Raw genomic sequence first — 18,012 nt, 5'->3', positions numbered from 1 at the left:
ACTGCAGATACAACACATCCACCGCGGAACGATAACCCCGCAGATCCGCACGATAACGCGTCAGCAGGAAGGACCGGTACCAGCGCGGCATCCTGGTCCCGTATTCGGGGAAACGCCAGTAGACGTCCCGGTAGTACAGACCGACTCCGACACCGGCCCTGCGGCAGAACCGGAGAAAGCCGATGTCTCTGGTGACGCTGGTCGCCGCGGTGACCTTCTCGCCGAGCCCGGTCGGTTGGGTCGACGCCTCCGAGTAGACGAAATCGATGCGCTTTCCGTCGCGGATCAGACGTTTGAGATCTCGGATCCGGCTACGTCTCTGAGGGTGCTTCCCCGAGACTTCGAGGACTTCATAGCCGAGTGCTTCGAAAGCCCGTCTCATGCGGACCGGACGAATCCCGCTGGCGCTCGTGGCATCCGGATTCAACGGATACGGCACGTGGAAGATCATCGCCCGCCGCGGCGCCGTGGCGCTCATCGATTGCCTCGCTCGAGAAGCCCGGCCAGCGAAGCCTGATGCGCGAAATCGGGAACCTGCTCCACCACTTCGTCGAAAGTTCCCAGACCGCGGATGGCACCGTCGCTGAGGTAGCAGATGCTGTCGTAGTCCCGGATCGTGGCGAGCCTGTGGGCGACGCTGATGAACGTGACCTCACCCTGGAGCTCACGCATCGCCTCGACGATTCGCCGCTCTGTCGCGGTATCGAGAGAACTCGTCGCCTCGTCCATCACCATCACCAGCGGCTCCGCATAGAGGGCACGAGCGATTCCGAGACGTTGCTGCTGCCCACCCGAGAGCGAGAACCCGCGCTCGCCGATCAGCTCGCGGATGCCCTTGCCGCGGGTGATCAGCTCCGAAAGCTGTGCCTGCTCGAGCGAGCGGATCACCTTCTCCTCGTCGAAGTCGCTGCCCCACGTGAGCGCGACGTTCTGCGCGACGGACGCGTCGAAGAGTGCCACGCGCTGCGGGACGTATCCCACATGCGCCCGCCACTGGTTCAACACACGCGACAGGGGCTGTCCATCGATGTCGAGTTCCCCGGAGGATGGCTGGCTGAGGCCGAGGAGCACATCGATGAGGGTCGACTTTCCCGCTCCCGACGGGCCGACGACTGCGAGGGTGGAGCCGAACGGGATCGACAGGTTCAGATGCTCCAGCACATTCTTACCGGTGCCCGGGTAGCTGAACGAAACGTCACGAAGCTCGAGGACCTTCGGCGCGGTCTTCAAGGTCTCCGGGTCGATGGAAGACGCCTTGGCCGACCGCTCTCCGTCGACATCGCGGGTGAGCTCTCGGATCACATCGCGCGCGTGAACCTCGTTGATCGACGCGGTTGTGAACGATGTCTGAAGCGTGGTGATCGCGGGGATCATCCGGAATCCGGTCGCGGCGAACATCGCGACCGCCACGACCGCGTTGTTCGCTCCGCCGGCGAGGAAGGCGGTACCGCCGACGACGAGGAATCCGCCGATCAGCGCTGCTTCGAACGCGTACTTGGGCACGATCGAGAGGAAGGACGCATTGGCGCGCGCCCTCGTCGCGTTTCGGCGGTAGTCCGTCACGACACCGCCGATCTCGTCCAGCTTGTTGCGGAGCGTGACTTCCTTCAGCGCTTCGACCATCTCTGTGATCAAGGTCGCGACGCGGAAGACATAACGGCGAAGCACCATGCCCGCTTCTCGCGCGCGCCGAGTGATGACGAACAGCATGAACAACGAGAATCCGGCGAGATAGACGAATGCGACGGCGGCCGTGAGCGGCTGAGCGACGACGAGCACACCGAGGACGGAGATGAAGGTCAGCAGGTTCACCGGAACCTGGGAGAGCGGAAGGATGAATCCCGTGTTCGTGCTCGCCATCGACCCGTCGACGATCCTCGTGACTTCGGCCGTGCTGTAGCGGGCGCGCTCCTCCCACGACGACCGGGTGTACGAACGGAAGAGGTCATCTCCCACCGCCAGTTCATATGCCGCGAATCGCCGAGTCGCGATCCAGTGCAGAAGGATCGCCAGGCCGCTCTTCAGGAGGAACAGCACGCAAACGATGCCGAAGATCCAGGGTGCCGCTGTGGCGGGCAGCTCCCCGACCACCGGCAGCTCGATGGGGTCGCCACTGGCCAGCGGCGTCACCGACAGCACGATGAGTCCCAGCGCCAGCGTGTCGAGAAGCGCGAGCGCTCCTGTGACGATCGCGTAACCGATGTAGAACCTCGCCGCGCCGTCGGGCATGACTTTGAACAGATCGACGAGTGTATTCCAGATGCTCTTCATCAGTCGGCCTTGCCTCTTCCCACTGCGATGACTGCATCCGCTGCTCTACGAGCGACCGACTGCAGACTAACGTTCGATGACGCCCAGGCACCCAGCCCACGACGTTCTGCTTCTGTGCGTGTGCGTGTCGCGGCATCCCGGAAGGCGTCGGCGACTTCGTCGACGTCGTAGTCGCACGCGGCCCCGAGGGCTGCGTGCGCGGCGTTCTCTCGCATGAACTCATGCACCTGGCCCTCGCCCGCGAAGATGACGGGCGTGCCGCACGCCCAAGACGCGTAGATCTTCGTGGGGAATGCGACGCTGTAGCCGGCGTCCGGTCGCAGGGATGCGACGCTGGCGACCGCGCCGCGAATCCATGACGCGGCCTCGGCCGGTGGAAGCGAGTCGAGGAAGGTCACGCGCTCGGACGCCTCCGTCTCGGAGGCCTGCTTCCGCAGATTTCCCCAATCGCTTCCTTGGCCGATGAACACGAGTCGTAGATCCGGGATCTCCTGGGCGATCCGTGCGAACGCCTCGATGAAGATCCCGGCGCCTTGCCATTCCGACGCCGTTCCGGCGTAGATGAGGTACCGACCTTCCTGCGGGACAGCGCCGTCCGCCGAGAACGCTCGCGTATCGGCTCCGTTCCCGACGACGATGAGCTGCGCGCGCGGAGCGATCTGCCCCGCCCGGGTGCCCATACGATCGTTGACCGTGAGCACTCGTGCCGCTCCCTCGAGAGCGGCCCTTTCGATGCTGCGCACTCCGCGGAGGACCACGTCGGGCACATCCGTCGCTTCAGCGGCGTCCGACCACAGATCCGCCGCGTAATACACGTAGGGGGTTCGTCGGATCGCGAGTGCGATCCTCACGACAAACCCCGTCGTCGGAGGCGGTTCCACCACGTAGACGGCCTGCCGGGCCCCGAAGAGGATACGGAAGAACAGAGGCACGTCGAAGCTCAGATACTGGAGATACCCCCGCACGTACCCGCTCTTGTCGCGAAGCACGGGAGCACGGCGGACTCGATACCTTCTGCTGTCGTCGTCCCTCTCCTCATGGCGGGATGCGACGGTCAGAACGCTCACCTCCGCGCCGCCGTCGACGAGCGCTTCCGCGAGGGCCGCGAGCCGCAGAGAGGCAGCTGCGGGTTCCGGTGCGAAGATGCGGCTGGCGATCGCTACACGCACGAAGTGCTCACCCGACCTCTCTCTGTCGACCTGCGAACGATGGAACTGCGGAGCATCTGCCCGTTCAACCCGCACGATGCGGCGCAGAACGGACGATGTCGCACGGACCTAGAATTCCTCGACGTCGACGTCCTCACCGAAGAGCCGTCGAATCGCGAGGATGGTCCGTGCCGCGGTTTGTCCGTCGCCGTAGGGATTGACGGCGTTCGCCATCGCGCTGTAGGCGTCCACGTCGGTGAGCAACTGCGACACCTCGTCCACGATGCGCTGTTCGTCCGTGCCGATCAGCTTCACGGTACCGGCATCGACCGCCTCGGGCCGCTCGGTGTTCTCGCGCAGGACGAGGACGGGCTTGCCCAGCGCCGGCGCTTCCTCCTGCACTCCCCCGGAGTCTGTCAGCACGATCTCCGCGCGGCGGAGGATCCGACTGAAGTCGCCGTACTCCAGCGGGTCGAGCACGTGGACGTTGCCGAGACCCTCGATCTCGGGAAGCACCCGCTCGCGCACCTTCGGGTTGCGGTGCAGCGGCATGATCACGGTCAAAGCCGGATGGGCACGAGCGATCCGTGCGATCGCTCTCCCGATGTCCGTCATCGCATCGCCGAGGTTCTCTCGACGATGCGTCGTCACGAGAAGTACCTTGTCGTCATCTGCGAGACCTTCGAGAAGGCCCACCAGGTCCGGATGATGCACGGGTACGTCGGACGCCGAAACATGCAGAAGGGCATCGACCACGCTGTTGCCGGTCACGAGAACGGACGCGGGATCCACGCCCTCACGGAGCAGGTTCTCCCTGCTCGTCTGCGTCGGAGCGAGACTGAGCGCCGCCACCTGAGTGATGATCTTGCGGTTCACCTCTTCCGGGAACGGCGAATAGATGTTCCCGGTCCGGAGCCCGGCTTCGAGATGGATCACCGGCACCTGAGCGTAAAAGGCGGCCAGCGCTGCGAAAGCAGAAGTCGTGGTGTCTCCCTGGACGAGAACCGCGTCGGGCCGCATCTCCTCGATGGCTGCCGCCACCCCGCCCAACGTGCGCGAGGAGATATCGACCAGCGTCTGGCCGTGCTCGAAGATATTCAGGTCGATGTCCGGGACGATCCCGAAGAGACCATTGACCTGATCGAGCATCTCGCGGTGCTGTCCGGTGACGACGACCTGCGGGTGGACGCCATCCGCTTCCCGCGCAGCCAGGATGATCGGCGCGACCTTGATGGCCTCCGGGCGAGTGCCGTAGATCACCATGAGGTTCTTCGTGGGTGCACTCATGGCGCGATGTTCTTGCTCAGCCCACGCGTGTCGATGACGGCCTTGCCGGACTGCAGGCGGGGACCGAACGTCGAGTACGCGTCGTGGTCGACCAGGAGCACGACGACGTCAGCTGCGTCGAACTCCTTCTCCAGGTCTTCGACGAGGCTCAGGTTCGAGCACTTCTGAAGAGACGCGGGCAGCTCGTGGATGTGAGGCTCGGACACGGCGAACTCGATCTCCGGTCGAGATTCGGCCAGCGCCTGCGTGATCTCGACGGCCGGAGACTCGCGCAGGTCATCGACGTTCGCCTTGAACGCCAGACCGAGGATCAGGACCTTGGGCGCGGAGATGGACTCGATCGCTCTGTGAATGCGCTCGAGCACCCACTTCGGCTTGGCGTCGTTCACCCGACGCGCGGTCTCGATCAGCGCGGCACCACCGTTCGCCGCGCTCACGATGAACCACGGGTCAACGGCGATGCAGTGTCCGCCGACACCCGGACCGGGCTGCATGATGTTCACTCGGGGATGCCGGTTGGCGAGGCGGATCACCTCCCAGACGTCGATGCCGAAGGAGTCGGACACGGTCGAGAGCTCGTTGGCGAAGGCGATGTTGACGTCGCGGAACGAGTTCTCCGTCAACTTGACCATCTCCGCGGTCGTGGAATCGGTGACCAGCAGATCCCCGGTGACGAACGAGCCATAGAGAGCCTGCGCACGTCGGCTCGCCTCATCCGTGGTTCCGCCGATGATGCGGTCGTTCTCGATGATCTCGCGCATGATCTTTCCCGGCAGCACCCGCTCGGGCGCGTGCGCGAACAGAACGGATCCGGCGGCGAGGTCCGGGCGTACCTCGCCCAGCCGCCGGTCAAGACCGAGCGTGGTTCCGGGAGGGGAGGTCGACTCCAGCACGACCAGATCGCCGGCCTTGAGGAAGGGAGCGACGTCGTCGAATGCGCGGTCGACGAGCGTCATGTCAGCCTGCTTCTGGCCGTCAAGCGGCGTCGGCACCGTGAGGATGAACACATCGGCGGGGACGGGACTGCTCGTCGCGGTGAGTGCACCGGAGGCGACGACGCTGCTGACCACTTCTTCGAGCTCCGGCTCCACGATGTGGATGCGGCCGGCGTTGATGGTGTCGACGGCCCGCTGGTTGACATCCACTCCGACGACCTTGTGTCCATGGGACGCGAGCACTGCAGCGGTAGGCAGACCGATGTAGCCGAGGCCGATTACGCAAACGTTGGTCATGTACTTCCCTTGCTTTTGAGACGCACCCAGCCTAGCCGGGATCGGACTGTGGAAGCGCTGAGGAGATCAGCGGCAACCCGTCACTTCGTAGAGGACGGCGTCACCCTCACGGTCGACTTCGGTGAGGATCGACGACTGGTCCAAACCGTGCAGACCTTCATAGGTCGTGAAGTGATTCTCGAAGATCTCCCGATCCCCGAAGTCGAAGACGTACTCGACGCCGAGCGACTCGAGCGCGTCGCACACCTCGGCGTCGCCGGTCGCCAGATAGCGGGCGAGGAGATCGGCGTCCGCCCCGTAACGGCCCGTGACGTGCGGGAAGACGACCGGGTTGCCCGTGTATGCGTAGACGAGGCCTGCTCCCGTGAGCGGGTCACCCAGAAGAGGTCCATCGACATCGTCGGGAATCCGCTTGAAAAGCGCCGCTTCGTCGGGCGTGAGACCCTGCGATTGGGCATCGAACCTGAAACTCGTCCCCCGCATGAAGCGGAGGTCGTTCGCGAGGGCGGACAGATGCGTGAGCCCCAGTGCGACGAGCACGACCGCAGCGATGATCAGGAGCGATCGACGTCCGTCCCGCCACAGTGCCACGAGCCACGACCACACCAGGTGGGCGCCGAGCGCGGCGAGGGGCAGGCCGAAGACGGCCAGCAGCGCGCCGACTCTCGTGGTGTCGTCATACCAGACGCCGACGATGGCACTGCGCAGAGCGGGCAGAGGCAACCAGGTCGACACTGCGAAGAAGAACACGCTCACGGCGTATGACCCGAGGATCCACCACTGCCGATCCTTCACCACCCTCCATATCCCGATCGCGGCAAGCGGGCCCAGGAGAAGTCCGGTGCTGCGTCCCACCGGGCTGAGGAACGCGACTTCACCGATCGCCTGAGCGAGAGTCGCCCCCGGCTGCCACTCGTGGGTGGTCACGTTCGCCAGATGCCAGATGAATCCGAGCACGACGAGGCCCACCACGACCGAGAGCGCCAGCAGCACGCGGCTCCGGGTAGCGGCACCCGTCCACGCGCGCCATGCGCACCAGAGCCCGAAGGGAACCAGCAGGGCGAGCCCCGCGAGCAGTGCAGAAGGATGCGCGAGGGCAGTTGCACCGATCGCTGCCAGAAGCACGATCAGAAGGGACACCCGCTGATATCCGCCGATTCCCCTCCGCGATGCAAGCACGGTGACGGCGATGAGCACGGGGATCAGTATCGTCCCCAGCAGGTTCGGGTAGAGCACGCCCCAGTTGAGGAAACCGAGCGGCATGACGCTGAACCCGAGGGACAGCAGCGGCGCCCACACGGACGCCGTGCGGTAACGAGCGAAGAGCACCGCGGTGAGAGTCGCGATCGCGGCCGGCCACCCCACCGCGATCACCGCGATCGTCACGGCGTTCGTCGCCGCGACGACGCCCGACGCCGCCGGGACCACGAGCGATACGAGCGCGTGCCACAGAGTCGGGTAGAAGGCCGACGTGGCTCCGGGCACCGCCATCGTCATGTGGAAAGGCGAGGCATCCTCGGTCTGAAGGATGAATTCGACGGCGTTGAGGTGAAACAGCCCGTCGTACAGCTGAGAAGGGTGTTCAGCCCCACCGATCCCGACCATCAGGATGACCGCCCAGAGGACGGCGGCCGCGCCCATACCGAGCCAGACCGCCCGCGTCTCGCCGCCCAGCACAGCGAACCGTCCTCTCCCGAGGATGCGCAGGCCTGCGGCGACTGCCGTGAGGAGCACGGCGATCAGCAGCACGGGCAGGATCGACCAGGCGATTCCGAGAAGCGGAGCGACGGCGGTCGCAATCCCGACGACGGCGAGCGACAGCGCGATCGACGCTCCCAGGAGCATTGCCCCGCGCAGACGGAAGAGAAGTGCGGCGGGCAGGCCGGGTGCGACGATGAGCAGCACGGCGAATCCCACGGCAGGGGCCGCCGACAGCCAGCTTTCGATCATGCGTCGACCAACGCGATCGCGCCCTCGACCTCGCCGTCGTACACGACAACGCCCTTGTCGATGACGATGCCGCGGACGCAGAGCTGTCGAACCATCTCCATGTCGTGGCTGACGACGACGAGAGTCTTGCCCTGCTCGATGAGCTCTTCGAACTTGAGCCGGCACTTCTCACGGAACGGTGCATCACCCACCGAGAGGATCTCGTCTACGAGGAGCACATCGAGCTCGACGTGGATCGCCACCGAGAACGCGAGACGCATGAACATCCCCGACGAGTAGTGCTTGACCTCCTGGTCGATGAACTGCTCGATCTCGCTGAATGCCACGATCTCGTCGTATCGCGCCTCGATCTCGCGCTGCTTCATCCCGAGGATCGCTGCGTTGAGGAAGACGTTCTCGCGGCCGGAGAGTTCGGGGTGGAACCCGGCTCCGACCTCGATGAGACCGGCAACGCGTCCGCGGGTCAGCACCGTTCCATCGTCCGGTTCCATGACTCCGGAAACGAGCTTGAGGAGCGTGGACTTTCCAGAGCCGTTGAGACCAAGCACGGCGACGGATTCACCTTCACCGATCACGATGTCGACGCCCTTGAGGGCTTCGAACTCGCTCGTCAGCTTGCGACGTTTGATCCAGGACACGACGGTGTCCTTGAGAGAGAACGCGTGATTCAGCGTGAAGCGCTTCTTCACACCGTCGATGATGATGCTCGGACGGAGCGTGTGAGGAGAACTCATAGGTCCTGTGCGAACCTTCCTTCGAGGCGGCGGAAGACGATCTGCCCCAGGAGCAGGGTGCCCACGGCGATGAGGAACGTCCAGAGAGTGTTCCAGCCGAGGCCGGGCGGTATTGCTTCGAGCTGCGGACCGACGTAGCCCGCAGCGGAGATCATTCCCTCGGTGGCCGGGCGCCAGAACGCGAAGTGGAAGAGCTCGACGCCCTGGGTGATCGGGTTGAGGAGGTACATCTCCAGCAGCCAGTCCGGCCAGCCGAGAGTCTTGACGGCATCCTGCACCGCGGCCCAGGAATAGAGCACCGGGGACGCCCAGGTGGCCAGCAACAGCATGAGTTCGACGATGTTCTCGGCGTCGCGATAACGCACGTTGACTGCGCCGAAGAACAGTCCGAGACCCAGCGCGAAGAGCATCACGATGATCATGGCCGCGAAGATGGCCAGTACCGAGAGGATGGAGAGGTGCGCGGCCCAGCCGAGCAGCAGACAAACGACGAGGAGCAGACCGACCTGGGGAAGGAAATGCACGAACGCCACGATCACGGCCGATACGGCGAAGAGCTGCCGCGGCAGGAAGACCTTCCGCACGAGCGGCGCATTCCCCACGATCGACGTCGTCGCGTTCTTGAACGCCTCCGAGAAGAGGTTGATGACGACGATGCCGGCGAACAGGTACACGGCGTAATTGGGGATGCCGTGATCCAGCTTCATGAACAGGCCGAGGACGACCCAGAACACGAGGAACTGCGCGGCCGGTCGAACGTACGACCACGTCCAACCGAGGACCGAATTACGGTAGCGCGTCGTCACACCGGTACGGACCAGGAGGATCAGAAGATACCGCCAGCGCACCACATCGATCAGCCCACGACTCTTGCCGGGGGTTGTGAACTCCGTACGCGGGACGGCGGCGAAAAGGTCTCGGGTGTCAGTCACAGGCCCACTCATTCGGGTGTCGTCGCAAACTACGACAGTCTATGCCCACGCCTTCGCGGAAACGCTGAACGCGGTCAGCATCAGTCATCCCGCTGCCCCATGAGCCACTCGACGATGCGGAAGTCGAACTCGCTGTCCACGTCGATGGACCGCTCGGCGGGCATCTCGTAGAGAATCGTCGACGGAAGGAACACGACCTGGTCCTCCAGCAGCGACTCGCGCCGCCAGACGTAGATCGAGCCGTTCATGTCGAAGCAGCGCGGCGCGTCCTGGCGCCGGAGCACCGCGTCATCCGGCTGCTTGCTGACGGCGACGGTCCCGTCAGGCTGCTCCTCGACGAGGTTGAAGTACGGGTTCCGTCGCGCCTCCGCGCCTGTGATCAACGAGGCGGCATCCGACTCCTCGAACATCCGCACCGCCGTGCGGATGTCATCGAGCGTGCGCAACGGGCTGGTTGCGTCGAGGTCGACGCAGACCTCGTAGTTCTGCCCCGTGCGCTGCTCGGTCGTGCGTACGGCGTGGGCGATGGCAGGTACCTTACCGGCGGTGTCCGTGGCCATCTCAGCGGGGCGGCGCACCACACCCGTGGCGCCGAACGTGGGTGCGAGTGCGAGGATCTCCTCCGAATCGCTGGAGACGACGACCTCGTCGAAGAGGCCCGTCGCCACCGCCTGCGCCACCGAGTGTCCGAACATCGGCCGTCCAGCGACGATGCGGAGATTCTTGCCGGGAACGCCCTTCGATCCCGCGCGCACGGTGATCGTACAGATCCTCATCTGGTTCTCCGTTCCCACGCCGACCTGGCGCGTTCGAGATCTTCCGGTCGACCCACGTCGATCCACTCGTCGCGGATCTCGTAAGCGGCGACGGAACGGTCGGCATCCATCAGCCGCGACAGCAGCGTGGGCATGTCGCAGTATTCGCCCTGCTCCAGAAGCTCCAGCGCCGTCGGGTCGAGAACATAGATCCCGGCGCTGACGAGTTCGCTGTGATACGGCTTCTCCGCGAGTCCCACGACCCGGTGTCCGTCGCGGCGGATGACGCCGTAGGGGATCTCGAAACCGTACTCGCGCGCGCCGATGGTCGCCGCCGCCTGCACATCGAGGTGGAAGCCGAGCATCCGCCTCAGGTCGACGTCGGTGAGCAGATCCGAGTTCATCACCACGAAAGGCGAGTCGATCTCGCCCCGCAGCTGGGCCATCGCGCCCGCTGTGCCGAGCGGCATCGGCTCGTGCAGGTAGGTGATCTCCAGACCGTGCGCGGTGCCGTCGCCGAGGTGCTCCTCGATCAGGTGCCCGAGGTGGTTGACCGAGACATGCACCCTGCGGAATCCCTGGCCGTGCAGGCGGCCGAGGATGATGTCGATCATCGGGGTCTCGCCCAGAGGGACGAGCGGCTTCGGAATGTCCTTCGTGATCGGGTACAGCCGCTGGCCTCGTCCTCCCGCCATGAGCACGACGGGGGTCGGAAGTGGAGTGGCGATGTGCTCTCCCTCGCCGACGACGTCTACGATCCGGCCGTCGTCGACCACGGCGACCACGCGGATGCCGCGTTGCGCCTTCAGCTCCTCGACGGCCTCCTGCGTCGCGGTCGGTGGCACGGTCGCCGGGTTCGTGTTCATCACCCGGTCGACGTCGTCCTCCAACGATGCGCCGGAGAGCAGACCGCGCCGGATGTCTCCGTCGCTCACCGCACCGATGAGCCGCCCCTCGGTGTCTTCCACGAAGACCACCTGACGCCGGCTGCGGTCGAGCTGGGTGAGCGCGTCGCGGATGCTGGTGCCCGGATGCACGGATAGGTCGGCGTTCGAGCTCATACCGCCTCCCTCTTCTCGGATTCGATCGCTCTGGCGGGCACGCCGACGACGACGGCCCCGGCCGGGACGTCTCTGATCACCACGGCGCCGGCTCCGATGACGCTACCCGATCCCAGTGTTACACCCTGGATGACGCGGGCCCCGAGGCCGACATGGACGCCTTCGCCGATCCGCACGCCGCCTGCCACGACTGCTCCCGGCGACACGTGCGAGTGGGCGCCGACCACGACGTCGTGCTCGATGATCGCGCCTGAGTTGATCAGCGCGTTCTCCCCGACGACAGCGCCGCTGTTCACGAACGCTCCGGCGAGCACCTGCACGCCGGAGTCCAGTCGGGCTCCGGGATCGACGAATCCTCGGGGGTGGACGATCTGCGCGGCGCGGAATCCTCGCGCGATGGCACGCCCGTAGAGACCCTGTCTGGCGGTGGTCACCGTAGTCGACCCGAGGCCGTTGACGAAGAGCTCCTCTTCCGGGTCCAGTGTGCCAAGAACGTCGTCGTCGCCGAGGTACGGGCAGTCGACGCCGAGATCTCCGGCCTGCGGCGCGAGATATCCCCTGACCGCCAGCTCCAGCGCGCGCGCCGCGGCGAGGACGGACCTCGCGTGCCCACCGCCACCGAGCAGGATCAGCTCAGTCATCGATGAGCTCACCGCGTCGGTATGCGCGGGATGCCGGGCCACCGACGACCTCCCAGAAGTCGAAGGATGTACGACCGGTGGCTGGTCGGAAGCAGGCGACGTCGTCCTCCGCGATCACGGCGCCCGCGGCGATGTCGCGCGTGGCGACCAGACTGCGACGCACGACCGCCCGGTTGCCCTCTTCGACGCGCTGCGCCTTCTTCTCGGACGAACCGAGCATGATGGGCACTCGTCGGAGCGCCGCGACGTAGTCGCGCAGTCCGTCGGGGTCCAGTGACGCGGCGTGATCGGGCCCCTCGGCGGTGACGTCGAAGGTGAAGTGCTTCTCGAGGACGGTCGCGCCGAGCCCGACAGCGAGCACAGATGCCAGCGAGCCGAGCGAGTGGTCGGAGTAGCCGACGCTGTGGCCGAAGGTCTCCGCGATGGTCTGCATCGCCCGCAGATTCAGATGCTCGTCCGCGGCAGGGTATTCCGTGGTGCAGTGCAGGATCGTCACGTGCTCGTCAAACCGAAGCTCCTCGTTCCGTGCCTCCCATGCTCGCGCGAGCGCACTCTCCGTGAGCCGCTCCGCGCGGCCGAGCACACCATGTGCCTGCGCCAGCCCTGCGGCAAGGAAGCGCAGCGCCCGCGCGATCTCGTTGAGATCCGCCATACCCGTCGACAGGATCACCGGCAACCGGCTGCGGCCCGCCTTGACCAGCAGTGGGGCGAAGGTGAGGTCGCCCGAAGCGATCTTGACGAGGGGGATGCCCAGCTCGTCGATGAGGAAGTCGAGGCCGTCGAGGTCGAACGCCGTGGAGAGGAAACGGATGTCTCGCTGATCGCAGTGTGCCCTCAGCGCGCGGAACTCGTCGTGGGACAACTCGAGCCCGCGGAGGAGGTCGTGCTGACTACGCGAGTCCGTGTCCGAGAGACGCTGATAGTCGGCGAGCTCCGCTGATTCCAGTGCGAGCGCATCCGCGGAAAAGGTCTGGAATTTGACCGCGTCGGCGCCGGTGTCCGCGGCGAGATCCACCAGCTCCTTGGCGACGTCGAGTGAGCCGTTGTGGTTCACCCCTGCCTCCGCAATCACAAAGACGTCAGCGGTCATCGTCATCTCCCTGTTCGAGATCGTGGAAGGTCTTCTTCGGCGGCCGCGGTATCTCTACGTCCCGGAGGGTCGCGGCGGTACGGGCGGCGAAGCCCGGGGTACCGAAAGGGCTTTCAGCGGCCGCGGTCGGCCCTGCGGCGAGCTGTCGTCTTACAGCCGCGGCGATCGCCTCGGCGGTGGGCTCGGGCACCTCGACACTCGCGGCGATCGGTCTGCCCTTCTGGCGATCACCGACGAGCACGGATGAAACGCCCATCACCGGCGCCTCGAGGACGGTACTCGACGAGTTTCCGGCCACGACCGATGCGGCGCGCATCGCGCTGAGGTACGCGCGCTGCCCGAACGACTCGACGTAGTCGACGCGCTCGGGGTGGTCGGAGACGAAGCGCGCGATCTTCTCGCGGACAGCGCCGGTGCCGATGTCCGAGTTCGAGCCCGTGATCACGACATGCAGGTCGTCCACCGCGAGCAGACCGGCGAGGAGTTCCTCCACCAACTGCTCCGCCGGCGCGACGTCCATGATGGCGGGGTGGAACGTCACGAGCGCGGTCGGATCGGGCAGTCGGATGCCGAACTGCGCCTCCACCTCGTGACGCGGCATCGCCTCGAACGTGTCGAGGATGTCGACGATCGGCGCGCCGTGGAAGTAGATGCGCTGAGGGTCCTCCCCCAGCTGGATCACGCGCGCACGGTGAGCCGCCGTCGAGGTGAAATGCAGATAGGACATCTTGGTGATGGAGTGCCGGAGCGCGTCGTCCATCGCACCCTCGGTGATCTCCCCGCCGTGGATGTGCGCCACCGGCACCGACAGGATGGTGGCCGCGGCGGCGACCGCGAAAGCCTCGAGACGATCCCCGAGCACCACGACGACGTCGGGCGCGATCTCCGTCAGCGCCTCCGCATAGCCGGGCACGGCACGCCCGACGTCGGCCGCCGCCGCGAGCGCGGTGTCCGCGCCCGACCAGATCGGCACCGATGCGGCGATGGCGAACCCGTCGCGTTCAATCTCGGTGACGGTCTTCCCGAAGGCGTCGCTGAGGTGCGTCCCGGTCACGATCAGACGCAGTCGCAGCTGCGGATCGTCTTCGATCGCCCGGAGCAGCCCCCGCAGCAGACCGTAATCCGCACGGGTGCCGGTGACAACGGCGATCGTCCTCATTCCGCGGCCAGCGCCGGCGAGCTCGGGATGCACACGACGGAGGCATGCAGGGCTTCCGCGACGGGCACAGCCGCGTGCGGCAGGTGACGGTAGGGAGCCTGCATGTGCAGCAGGTTCCAGAACGGACGGCACTGGAGACCCGCGTCGTTCGTCGCCTCGAGGAAGGCGTCGCGACGTGCGATGTCGCCCGTCACGCGCACCGCACAGAGCCAGTAGTTGCTCTCGGTTCCCGCCGGCTCCGTGAGGAACTCGATGTCGGGGACCCCGGCGAATGCCGCCTGGTAACGGGCCGCGAGCCGTCGCTTATCGGCGAGGAATGTGGGGAGCCGCTCGAGCTGGGCGACTCCGAGCGCGGCGTTGAGATTCGGCATCCGGTAGTTATACGCCACTTCGTCGTGCTCGAACTCCCAGCGGTGCGGCAGCTTCGCGGTCGTGGTGAGATGGCGCGCCCTCCGGGCGAGTTCCTCGTCGTCGGTGAGGATCATTCCGCCACCACCGGTGGTCAGGATCTTGTTCCCATTGAAGCTGAGGATGCCCAGACGTCCGAAGGTGCCCGTGTGCACCCCGTCGACCCGGCTGCCGAGCGACTCGGCAGCGTCCTCGACGACCGGGACGTCGTACTCCGTCGCCAGCGCGACGAGCTCGGCGATCCGCATCGGATGCCCGAGCGTGTGCATCGGCACGATCGCGGCGATCCGTCGCCCTGTGGCGGCGTTCACGAGCCCCTCAGGAGTGGAACGCGCGGACCGCAGCACCTCGGCGACGGCCCCGACGGAGAGCCCCAGCGTCGCCTCGTCACTGTCGACGAAGTACGGCCGGGCGCCAGCGTGCGAGACCGCGTTGGCAGTCGCCACGAACGACAGAGTCGGGACGATCACGTCGTCTCCGTCACCGACACCGACGAGTTCGAGAGCCACCTGCAGAGCCGAGGTCCCATTGGAAACCGCGATCGCGTGCCGGGCGCCCACGAAGTCGGCGATGCCCTGCTCGAGCCCGGTCACGAAGGCGCCGATGCTCGATACGAACGTCGAGTCCAGGCACTCCTGCACACGCTGCTTCTCGAGCTCGGTGATGTCAGGTACGTGCAAGCCGACGAATGGGTCGTCGCCCACGACACCGCGGATGGTGCGGACGAAATCCTCAGGCGTACTCATACGACGTAAGCGTCAGTGCGGTAGCGCGCCAGATTGGCGGGGTCGGTGAACCACTCCGCGGTGGCGCGGAGCCCCTCACGGAAGCCCTCGACGCCGTTGTAGGCGGGCTGCCAGCCGAGGATCTCACGAGCTTTGGTGTTGTCGGAGAAGAGACGCTCCACCTCGGAGTTCGCCGGACGCAGTCGCGACGGGTCCTCGGTTGCGACGGCGTCGACCCCCATCGCCTCCGCGATGAGGTCGAAGGTCTGACCGATGCTCACCTCGAAGCCGACACCCAGATTGATGACCTCGCCGACGCCCGCCGTGCTGGTCAGTGCCGTCGTGAAGCCGGAGACCGTGTCGGGCACGTAGGTGAAGTCACGTGTCGGCGTGAGCGCACCGAGCTGGACTTCCCGCTTCCCGGCAGCGAGCTGGCTCACGATGGTCGGGATCACGGCCCGAGCCGACTGCCGCGGGCCGAAGGTGTTGAAGGGCCGGATCGTGACCGCGGGAAGCCCGAAGGACGCGTGGTAGGCATTCACCATCTGGTCGGCGGCGATCTTCGACGCCGAATAGGGCGACTGGCCCTGGAGCGGATGGCCCTCGTCCATGGGCACGTACCGCGCAGTGCCGTAGACCTCGCTCGTGGATGTGTGGATGAACCGGCTGACGTCGGCCGCGCGCGCGGCATTGAGCAGGTTGAGTGTGCCCTGGATGTTCGTCTGCACGTACAGATCCGGAGCCGCGTACGAGTACGGGATGGCGATGAGCGCAGCGAGGTGCAGCACGGATTCCCGGTCGCTCACCGCGGCCATCATCAGCGCCGGATCCCGCACGTCTCCGGGCAGGAACTCGATCTCGCGCGCGACCTCCTGGGAGATGCCGTCGAGCCAGCCGCGGGAGTCGAACGAGTTGTAGAGCACCAGGGCTCGCACATCGTGTCCGTCCCGAACCAGCTGCTCCGCGAGGTGCGATCCGATGAATCCGTCAGCTCCGGTGAGCAGTACTCTCATGCCTTCGAGTCTATCCGATATCCGTCTGCTGCCCCGGCGGGAGCGAGATGTCAGCGGTAGACGACGGTAGCCGCTTTGCCCTTCTGATATCCGATGGAGCCGCCTTGGAATGCCTGGATGCAGCTGGTCGCCGAACAGGTCTCCACTCCCGCCGGCCACCCGAGCTTGCCTCGCAGCCACCCCGCCTTGCTGTACGCCGTCATGATCGTGTTCGAAGACGCGAAGGTCCCCGCCGCGGAGGAATGGATCCACCCGCCCGTGAACTTCTGCGCCAGCCCACCACCGTGCGCATCCGCGACCAGCGACGCCGTCGCGTCCACAGCCGCACCGAGCGGCACCGGGCTGCTCGCCGGATCAGCACGCACCTTCGCGATCGCGGCAGCCGAGACACCCACCGCACTCGTCGCCTCAGCGGTACCGGAGAACGAGATGATCCCACCGGCGAACGCCTGAGTACACGACGCCCCCGCGCACGCTTCCGCACTCACCGGCCACCCGAGCGAGCCCCGCACCCAACCGGCCTTGCTATACGCCGTCATCACCCGCGTCGACGACGTGAACGTGCCCTTCGCCGACGAATGGATCCAACCGCCCTGGAAACTCTGCGTGACACCGTTCCCGTTCGGATCCGTCACCTTCGACTCATCACTCGTCGGCCACCCGAGCGAACCCCGCAACCACCCCGCCTTGCTGTACGCCGACATCAACGAATTCGACGTCACGAACGCCCCCGCCGCCGACGCATGGATCCACCCGTTCGCATACTGCCGGGCCAGACCGTTCCCGTTCGGGTCGGAGACCACGGTGAGCTGTGCGACTGCGGCTCCCAGTGTGCCGGAGCTTCCGCCCTGTTCGGCGAAGGCCGCGTCGATCGCATCGGCTTTGACGCCCACGAGAGCGACTGCCGCTTTGCCCTTCTGATATCCGATGGAGCCGCCTTGGAATGCCTGGATGCAGCTGGTCGCCGAACAGGTCTCCACTCCCGCCGGCCACCCGAGCTTGCCTCGCAGCCACCCCGCCTTGCTGTACGCCGTCATGATCGTGTTCGAAGACGCGAAGGTCCCCGCCGCGGAGGAATGGATCCACCCGCCCGTGAACTTCTGCGCCAGCCCACCACCGTGCGCATCCGCGACCAGCGACGCCGTCGCGTCCACAGCCGCACCGAGCGGCACCGGGCTGCTCGCCGGATCAGCACGCACCTTCGCGATCGCGGCAGCCGAGACACCCACCGCACTCGTCGCCTCAGCGGTACCGGAGAACGAGATGATCCCACCGGCGAACGCCTGAGTACACGACGCCCCCGCGCACGCTTCCGCACTCACCGGCCACCCGAGCGAACCCCGCACCCAACCGGCCTTGCTATACGCCGTCATCACCCGCGTCGACGACGTGAACGTGCCCTTCGCCGACGAATGGATCCAACCGCCCTGGAAACTCTGCGTGACACCGTTCCCGTTCGGATCCGTCACCTTCGACTCATCACTCGTCGGCCACCCGAGCGAACCCCGCAACCACCCCGCCTTGCTGTACGCCGACATCAACGAATTCGACGTCACGAACGCCCCCGCCGCCGACGCATGGATCCACCCGTTCGCATACTGCCGGG

Annotated in this window: 17 protein-coding genes; 1 reads left to right on the top strand and 16 read right to left on the bottom strand. The window is 66.1% G+C overall.

Annotation, left to right across the window (positions count from 1 at the left end):
* From OC372_RS01115 to OC372_RS01040, 16 genes are all read right to left on the bottom strand, one after another.
* Positions 1-478 (bottom strand): hypothetical protein (locus tag OC372_RS01115; protein WP_262000687.1); only part of this gene is annotated, 478 nt, incomplete at its 3' end.
* Positions 475-2,271, bottom strand: a complete 1,797-nt coding sequence (locus OC372_RS01110; RefSeq protein WP_262000686.1) for an ABC transporter ATP-binding protein — start codon at positions 2,269-2,271, stop codon at positions 475-477. The genes OC372_RS01115 and OC372_RS01110, both read right to left, overlap by 4 nt.
* Entirely contained in the window at positions 2,271-3,440 is a 1,170-nt protein-coding gene (locus OC372_RS01105; protein ID WP_262000685.1) for a glycosyltransferase family 4 protein, read from the bottom strand. Before OC372_RS01105 ends, OC372_RS01110 begins: the two co-directional genes overlap by 1 nt.
* Positions 3,441-3,548: 108 nt before the next feature.
* Positions 3,549-4,706, bottom strand: a complete 1,158-nt coding sequence (gene wecB, locus OC372_RS01100; protein WP_262000684.1) for a non-hydrolyzing UDP-N-acetylglucosamine 2-epimerase — start codon at positions 4,704-4,706, stop codon at positions 3,549-3,551.
* Positions 4,703-5,938 carry a UDP-N-acetyl-D-mannosamine dehydrogenase gene (wecC, locus tag OC372_RS01095; RefSeq protein ID WP_262000683.1) on the bottom strand — a complete coding sequence of 412 codons (1,236 nt, stop codon included), beginning with the start codon at positions 5,936-5,938 and terminating at the stop codon, positions 4,703-4,705. Before wecC ends, wecB begins: the two co-directional genes overlap by 4 nt.
* A gap of 66 nt (positions 5,939-6,004) precedes the next feature.
* Entirely contained in the window at positions 6,005-7,888 is a 1,884-nt protein-coding gene (locus OC372_RS01090; protein WP_262000682.1) for a DUF6541 family protein, read from the bottom strand.
* Positions 7,885-8,622, bottom strand: a complete 738-nt coding sequence (locus OC372_RS01085; RefSeq protein WP_262000681.1) for an ABC transporter ATP-binding protein — start codon at positions 8,620-8,622, stop codon at positions 7,885-7,887. The genes OC372_RS01090 and OC372_RS01085 overlap by 4 nt, the downstream gene beginning before the upstream one ends.
* The gene (locus tag OC372_RS01080; RefSeq protein WP_262000680.1) at positions 8,619-9,554 is read right to left on the bottom strand and encodes an ABC transporter permease; all 936 of its coding nucleotides are present in this window, start codon (positions 9,552-9,554) and stop codon (positions 8,619-8,621) included. The genes OC372_RS01085 and OC372_RS01080 overlap by 4 nt, the downstream gene beginning before the upstream one ends.
* An 80-nt stretch (positions 9,555-9,634) precedes the next feature.
* Positions 9,635-10,330 carry a cytidylyltransferase domain-containing protein gene (locus OC372_RS01075; protein ID WP_262000679.1) on the bottom strand — a complete coding sequence of 232 codons (696 nt, stop codon included), beginning with the start codon at positions 10,328-10,330 and terminating at the stop codon, positions 9,635-9,637.
* Positions 10,327-11,370 carry a nucleotidyltransferase family protein gene (locus OC372_RS01070; protein WP_262000678.1) on the bottom strand — a complete coding sequence of 348 codons (1,044 nt, stop codon included), beginning with the start codon at positions 11,368-11,370 and terminating at the stop codon, positions 10,327-10,329. Before OC372_RS01070 ends, OC372_RS01075 begins: the two co-directional genes overlap by 4 nt.
* Positions 11,367-12,011 (bottom strand): NeuD/PglB/VioB family sugar acetyltransferase, encoded by a 645-nt coding sequence (locus OC372_RS01065; protein WP_262000677.1) that lies wholly within the window; start codon positions 12,009-12,011, stop codon positions 11,367-11,369. The genes OC372_RS01070 and OC372_RS01065 overlap by 4 nt, the downstream gene beginning before the upstream one ends.
* Complete coding sequence (gene neuB, locus OC372_RS01060; protein ID WP_262000676.1) at positions 12,004-13,101, bottom strand: N-acetylneuraminate synthase; 1,098 nt, start codon at positions 13,099-13,101, stop codon at positions 12,004-12,006. Before neuB ends, OC372_RS01065 begins: the two co-directional genes overlap by 8 nt.
* Positions 13,091-14,260, bottom strand: a complete 1,170-nt coding sequence (gene neuC / locus OC372_RS01055) for a UDP-N-acetylglucosamine 2-epimerase (RefSeq protein WP_262000675.1) — start codon at positions 14,258-14,260, stop codon at positions 13,091-13,093. The genes neuB and neuC overlap by 11 nt, the downstream gene beginning before the upstream one ends.
* Complete coding sequence (locus OC372_RS01050; protein WP_262000674.1) at positions 14,257-15,414, bottom strand: LegC family aminotransferase; 1,158 nt, start codon at positions 15,412-15,414, stop codon at positions 14,257-14,259. Before OC372_RS01050 ends, neuC begins: the two co-directional genes overlap by 4 nt.
* Positions 15,411-16,406, bottom strand: coding sequence for a GDP-mannose 4,6-dehydratase (locus OC372_RS01045; protein WP_262000673.1), 996 nt, complete (start codon positions 16,404-16,406; stop codon positions 15,411-15,413). Before OC372_RS01045 ends, OC372_RS01050 begins: the two co-directional genes overlap by 4 nt.
* A 50-nt stretch (positions 16,407-16,456) precedes the next feature.
* Positions 16,457-17,875 carry an LGFP repeat-containing protein gene (locus tag OC372_RS01040; protein WP_410054852.1) on the bottom strand — a complete coding sequence of 473 codons (1,419 nt, stop codon included), beginning with the start codon at positions 17,873-17,875 and terminating at the stop codon, positions 16,457-16,459.
* Here OC372_RS01040 and OC372_RS01035 point away from each other — a divergent pair.
* On the top strand, positions 17,763-18,012 hold a 250-nt coding region (locus OC372_RS01035; protein WP_262000671.1), incomplete at its 3' end, for a hypothetical protein. The genes OC372_RS01040 and OC372_RS01035 overlap by 113 nt on opposite strands.

The sequence above is a fragment of the Microbacterium sp. Mcb102 genome (assembly GCF_024519805.1).
Lineage (GTDB): Bacteria > Actinomycetota > Actinomycetes > Actinomycetales > Microbacteriaceae > Microbacterium.
The sequence above is the reverse complement of the archived record's forward strand: the minus strand, read 5'-3'. Positions and strand labels throughout refer to the sequence as shown.

Excerpts from the sequence above, each read along its gene's own strand:
- OC372_RS01110 (WP_262000686.1), bottom strand. The coding sequence starts at position 2,271 with ATGAAGAGCATCTGGAATACACTCGTCGATCTGTTCAAAGTCATGCCC.
- wecB (WP_262000684.1), bottom strand. The coding sequence starts at position 4,706 with ATGAGTGCACCCACGAAGAACCTCATGGTGATCTACGGCACTCGCCCG.
- wecC (WP_262000683.1), bottom strand. The coding sequence starts at position 5,938 with ATGACCAACGTTTGCGTAATCGGCCTCGGCTACATCGGTCTGCCTACC.
- OC372_RS01090 (WP_262000682.1), bottom strand. The coding sequence starts at position 7,888 with ATGATCGAAAGCTGGCTGTCGGCGGCCCCTGCCGTGGGATTCGCCGTG.
- OC372_RS01085 (WP_262000681.1), bottom strand. The coding sequence starts at position 8,622 with ATGAGTTCTCCTCACACGCTCCGTCCGAGCATCATCATCGACGGTGTG.
- OC372_RS01075 (WP_262000679.1), bottom strand. The coding sequence starts at position 10,330 with ATGAGGATCTGTACGATCACCGTGCGCGCGGGATCGAAGGGCGTTCCC.
- OC372_RS01070 (WP_262000678.1), bottom strand. The coding sequence starts at position 11,370 with ATGAGCTCGAACGCCGACCTATCCGTGCATCCGGGCACCAGCATCCGC.
- OC372_RS01065 (WP_262000677.1), bottom strand. The coding sequence starts at position 12,011 with ATGACTGAGCTGATCCTGCTCGGTGGCGGTGGGCACGCGAGGTCCGTC.
- neuB (WP_262000676.1), bottom strand. The coding sequence starts at position 13,101 with ATGACCGCTGACGTCTTTGTGATTGCGGAGGCAGGGGTGAACCACAAC.
- neuC (WP_262000675.1), bottom strand. The coding sequence starts at position 14,260 with ATGAGGACGATCGCCGTTGTCACCGGCACCCGTGCGGATTACGGTCTG.
- OC372_RS01050 (WP_262000674.1), bottom strand. The coding sequence starts at position 15,414 with ATGAGTACGCCTGAGGATTTCGTCCGCACCATCCGCGGTGTCGTGGGC.
- OC372_RS01045 (WP_262000673.1), bottom strand. The coding sequence starts at position 16,406 with ATGAGAGTACTGCTCACCGGAGCTGACGGATTCATCGGATCGCACCTC.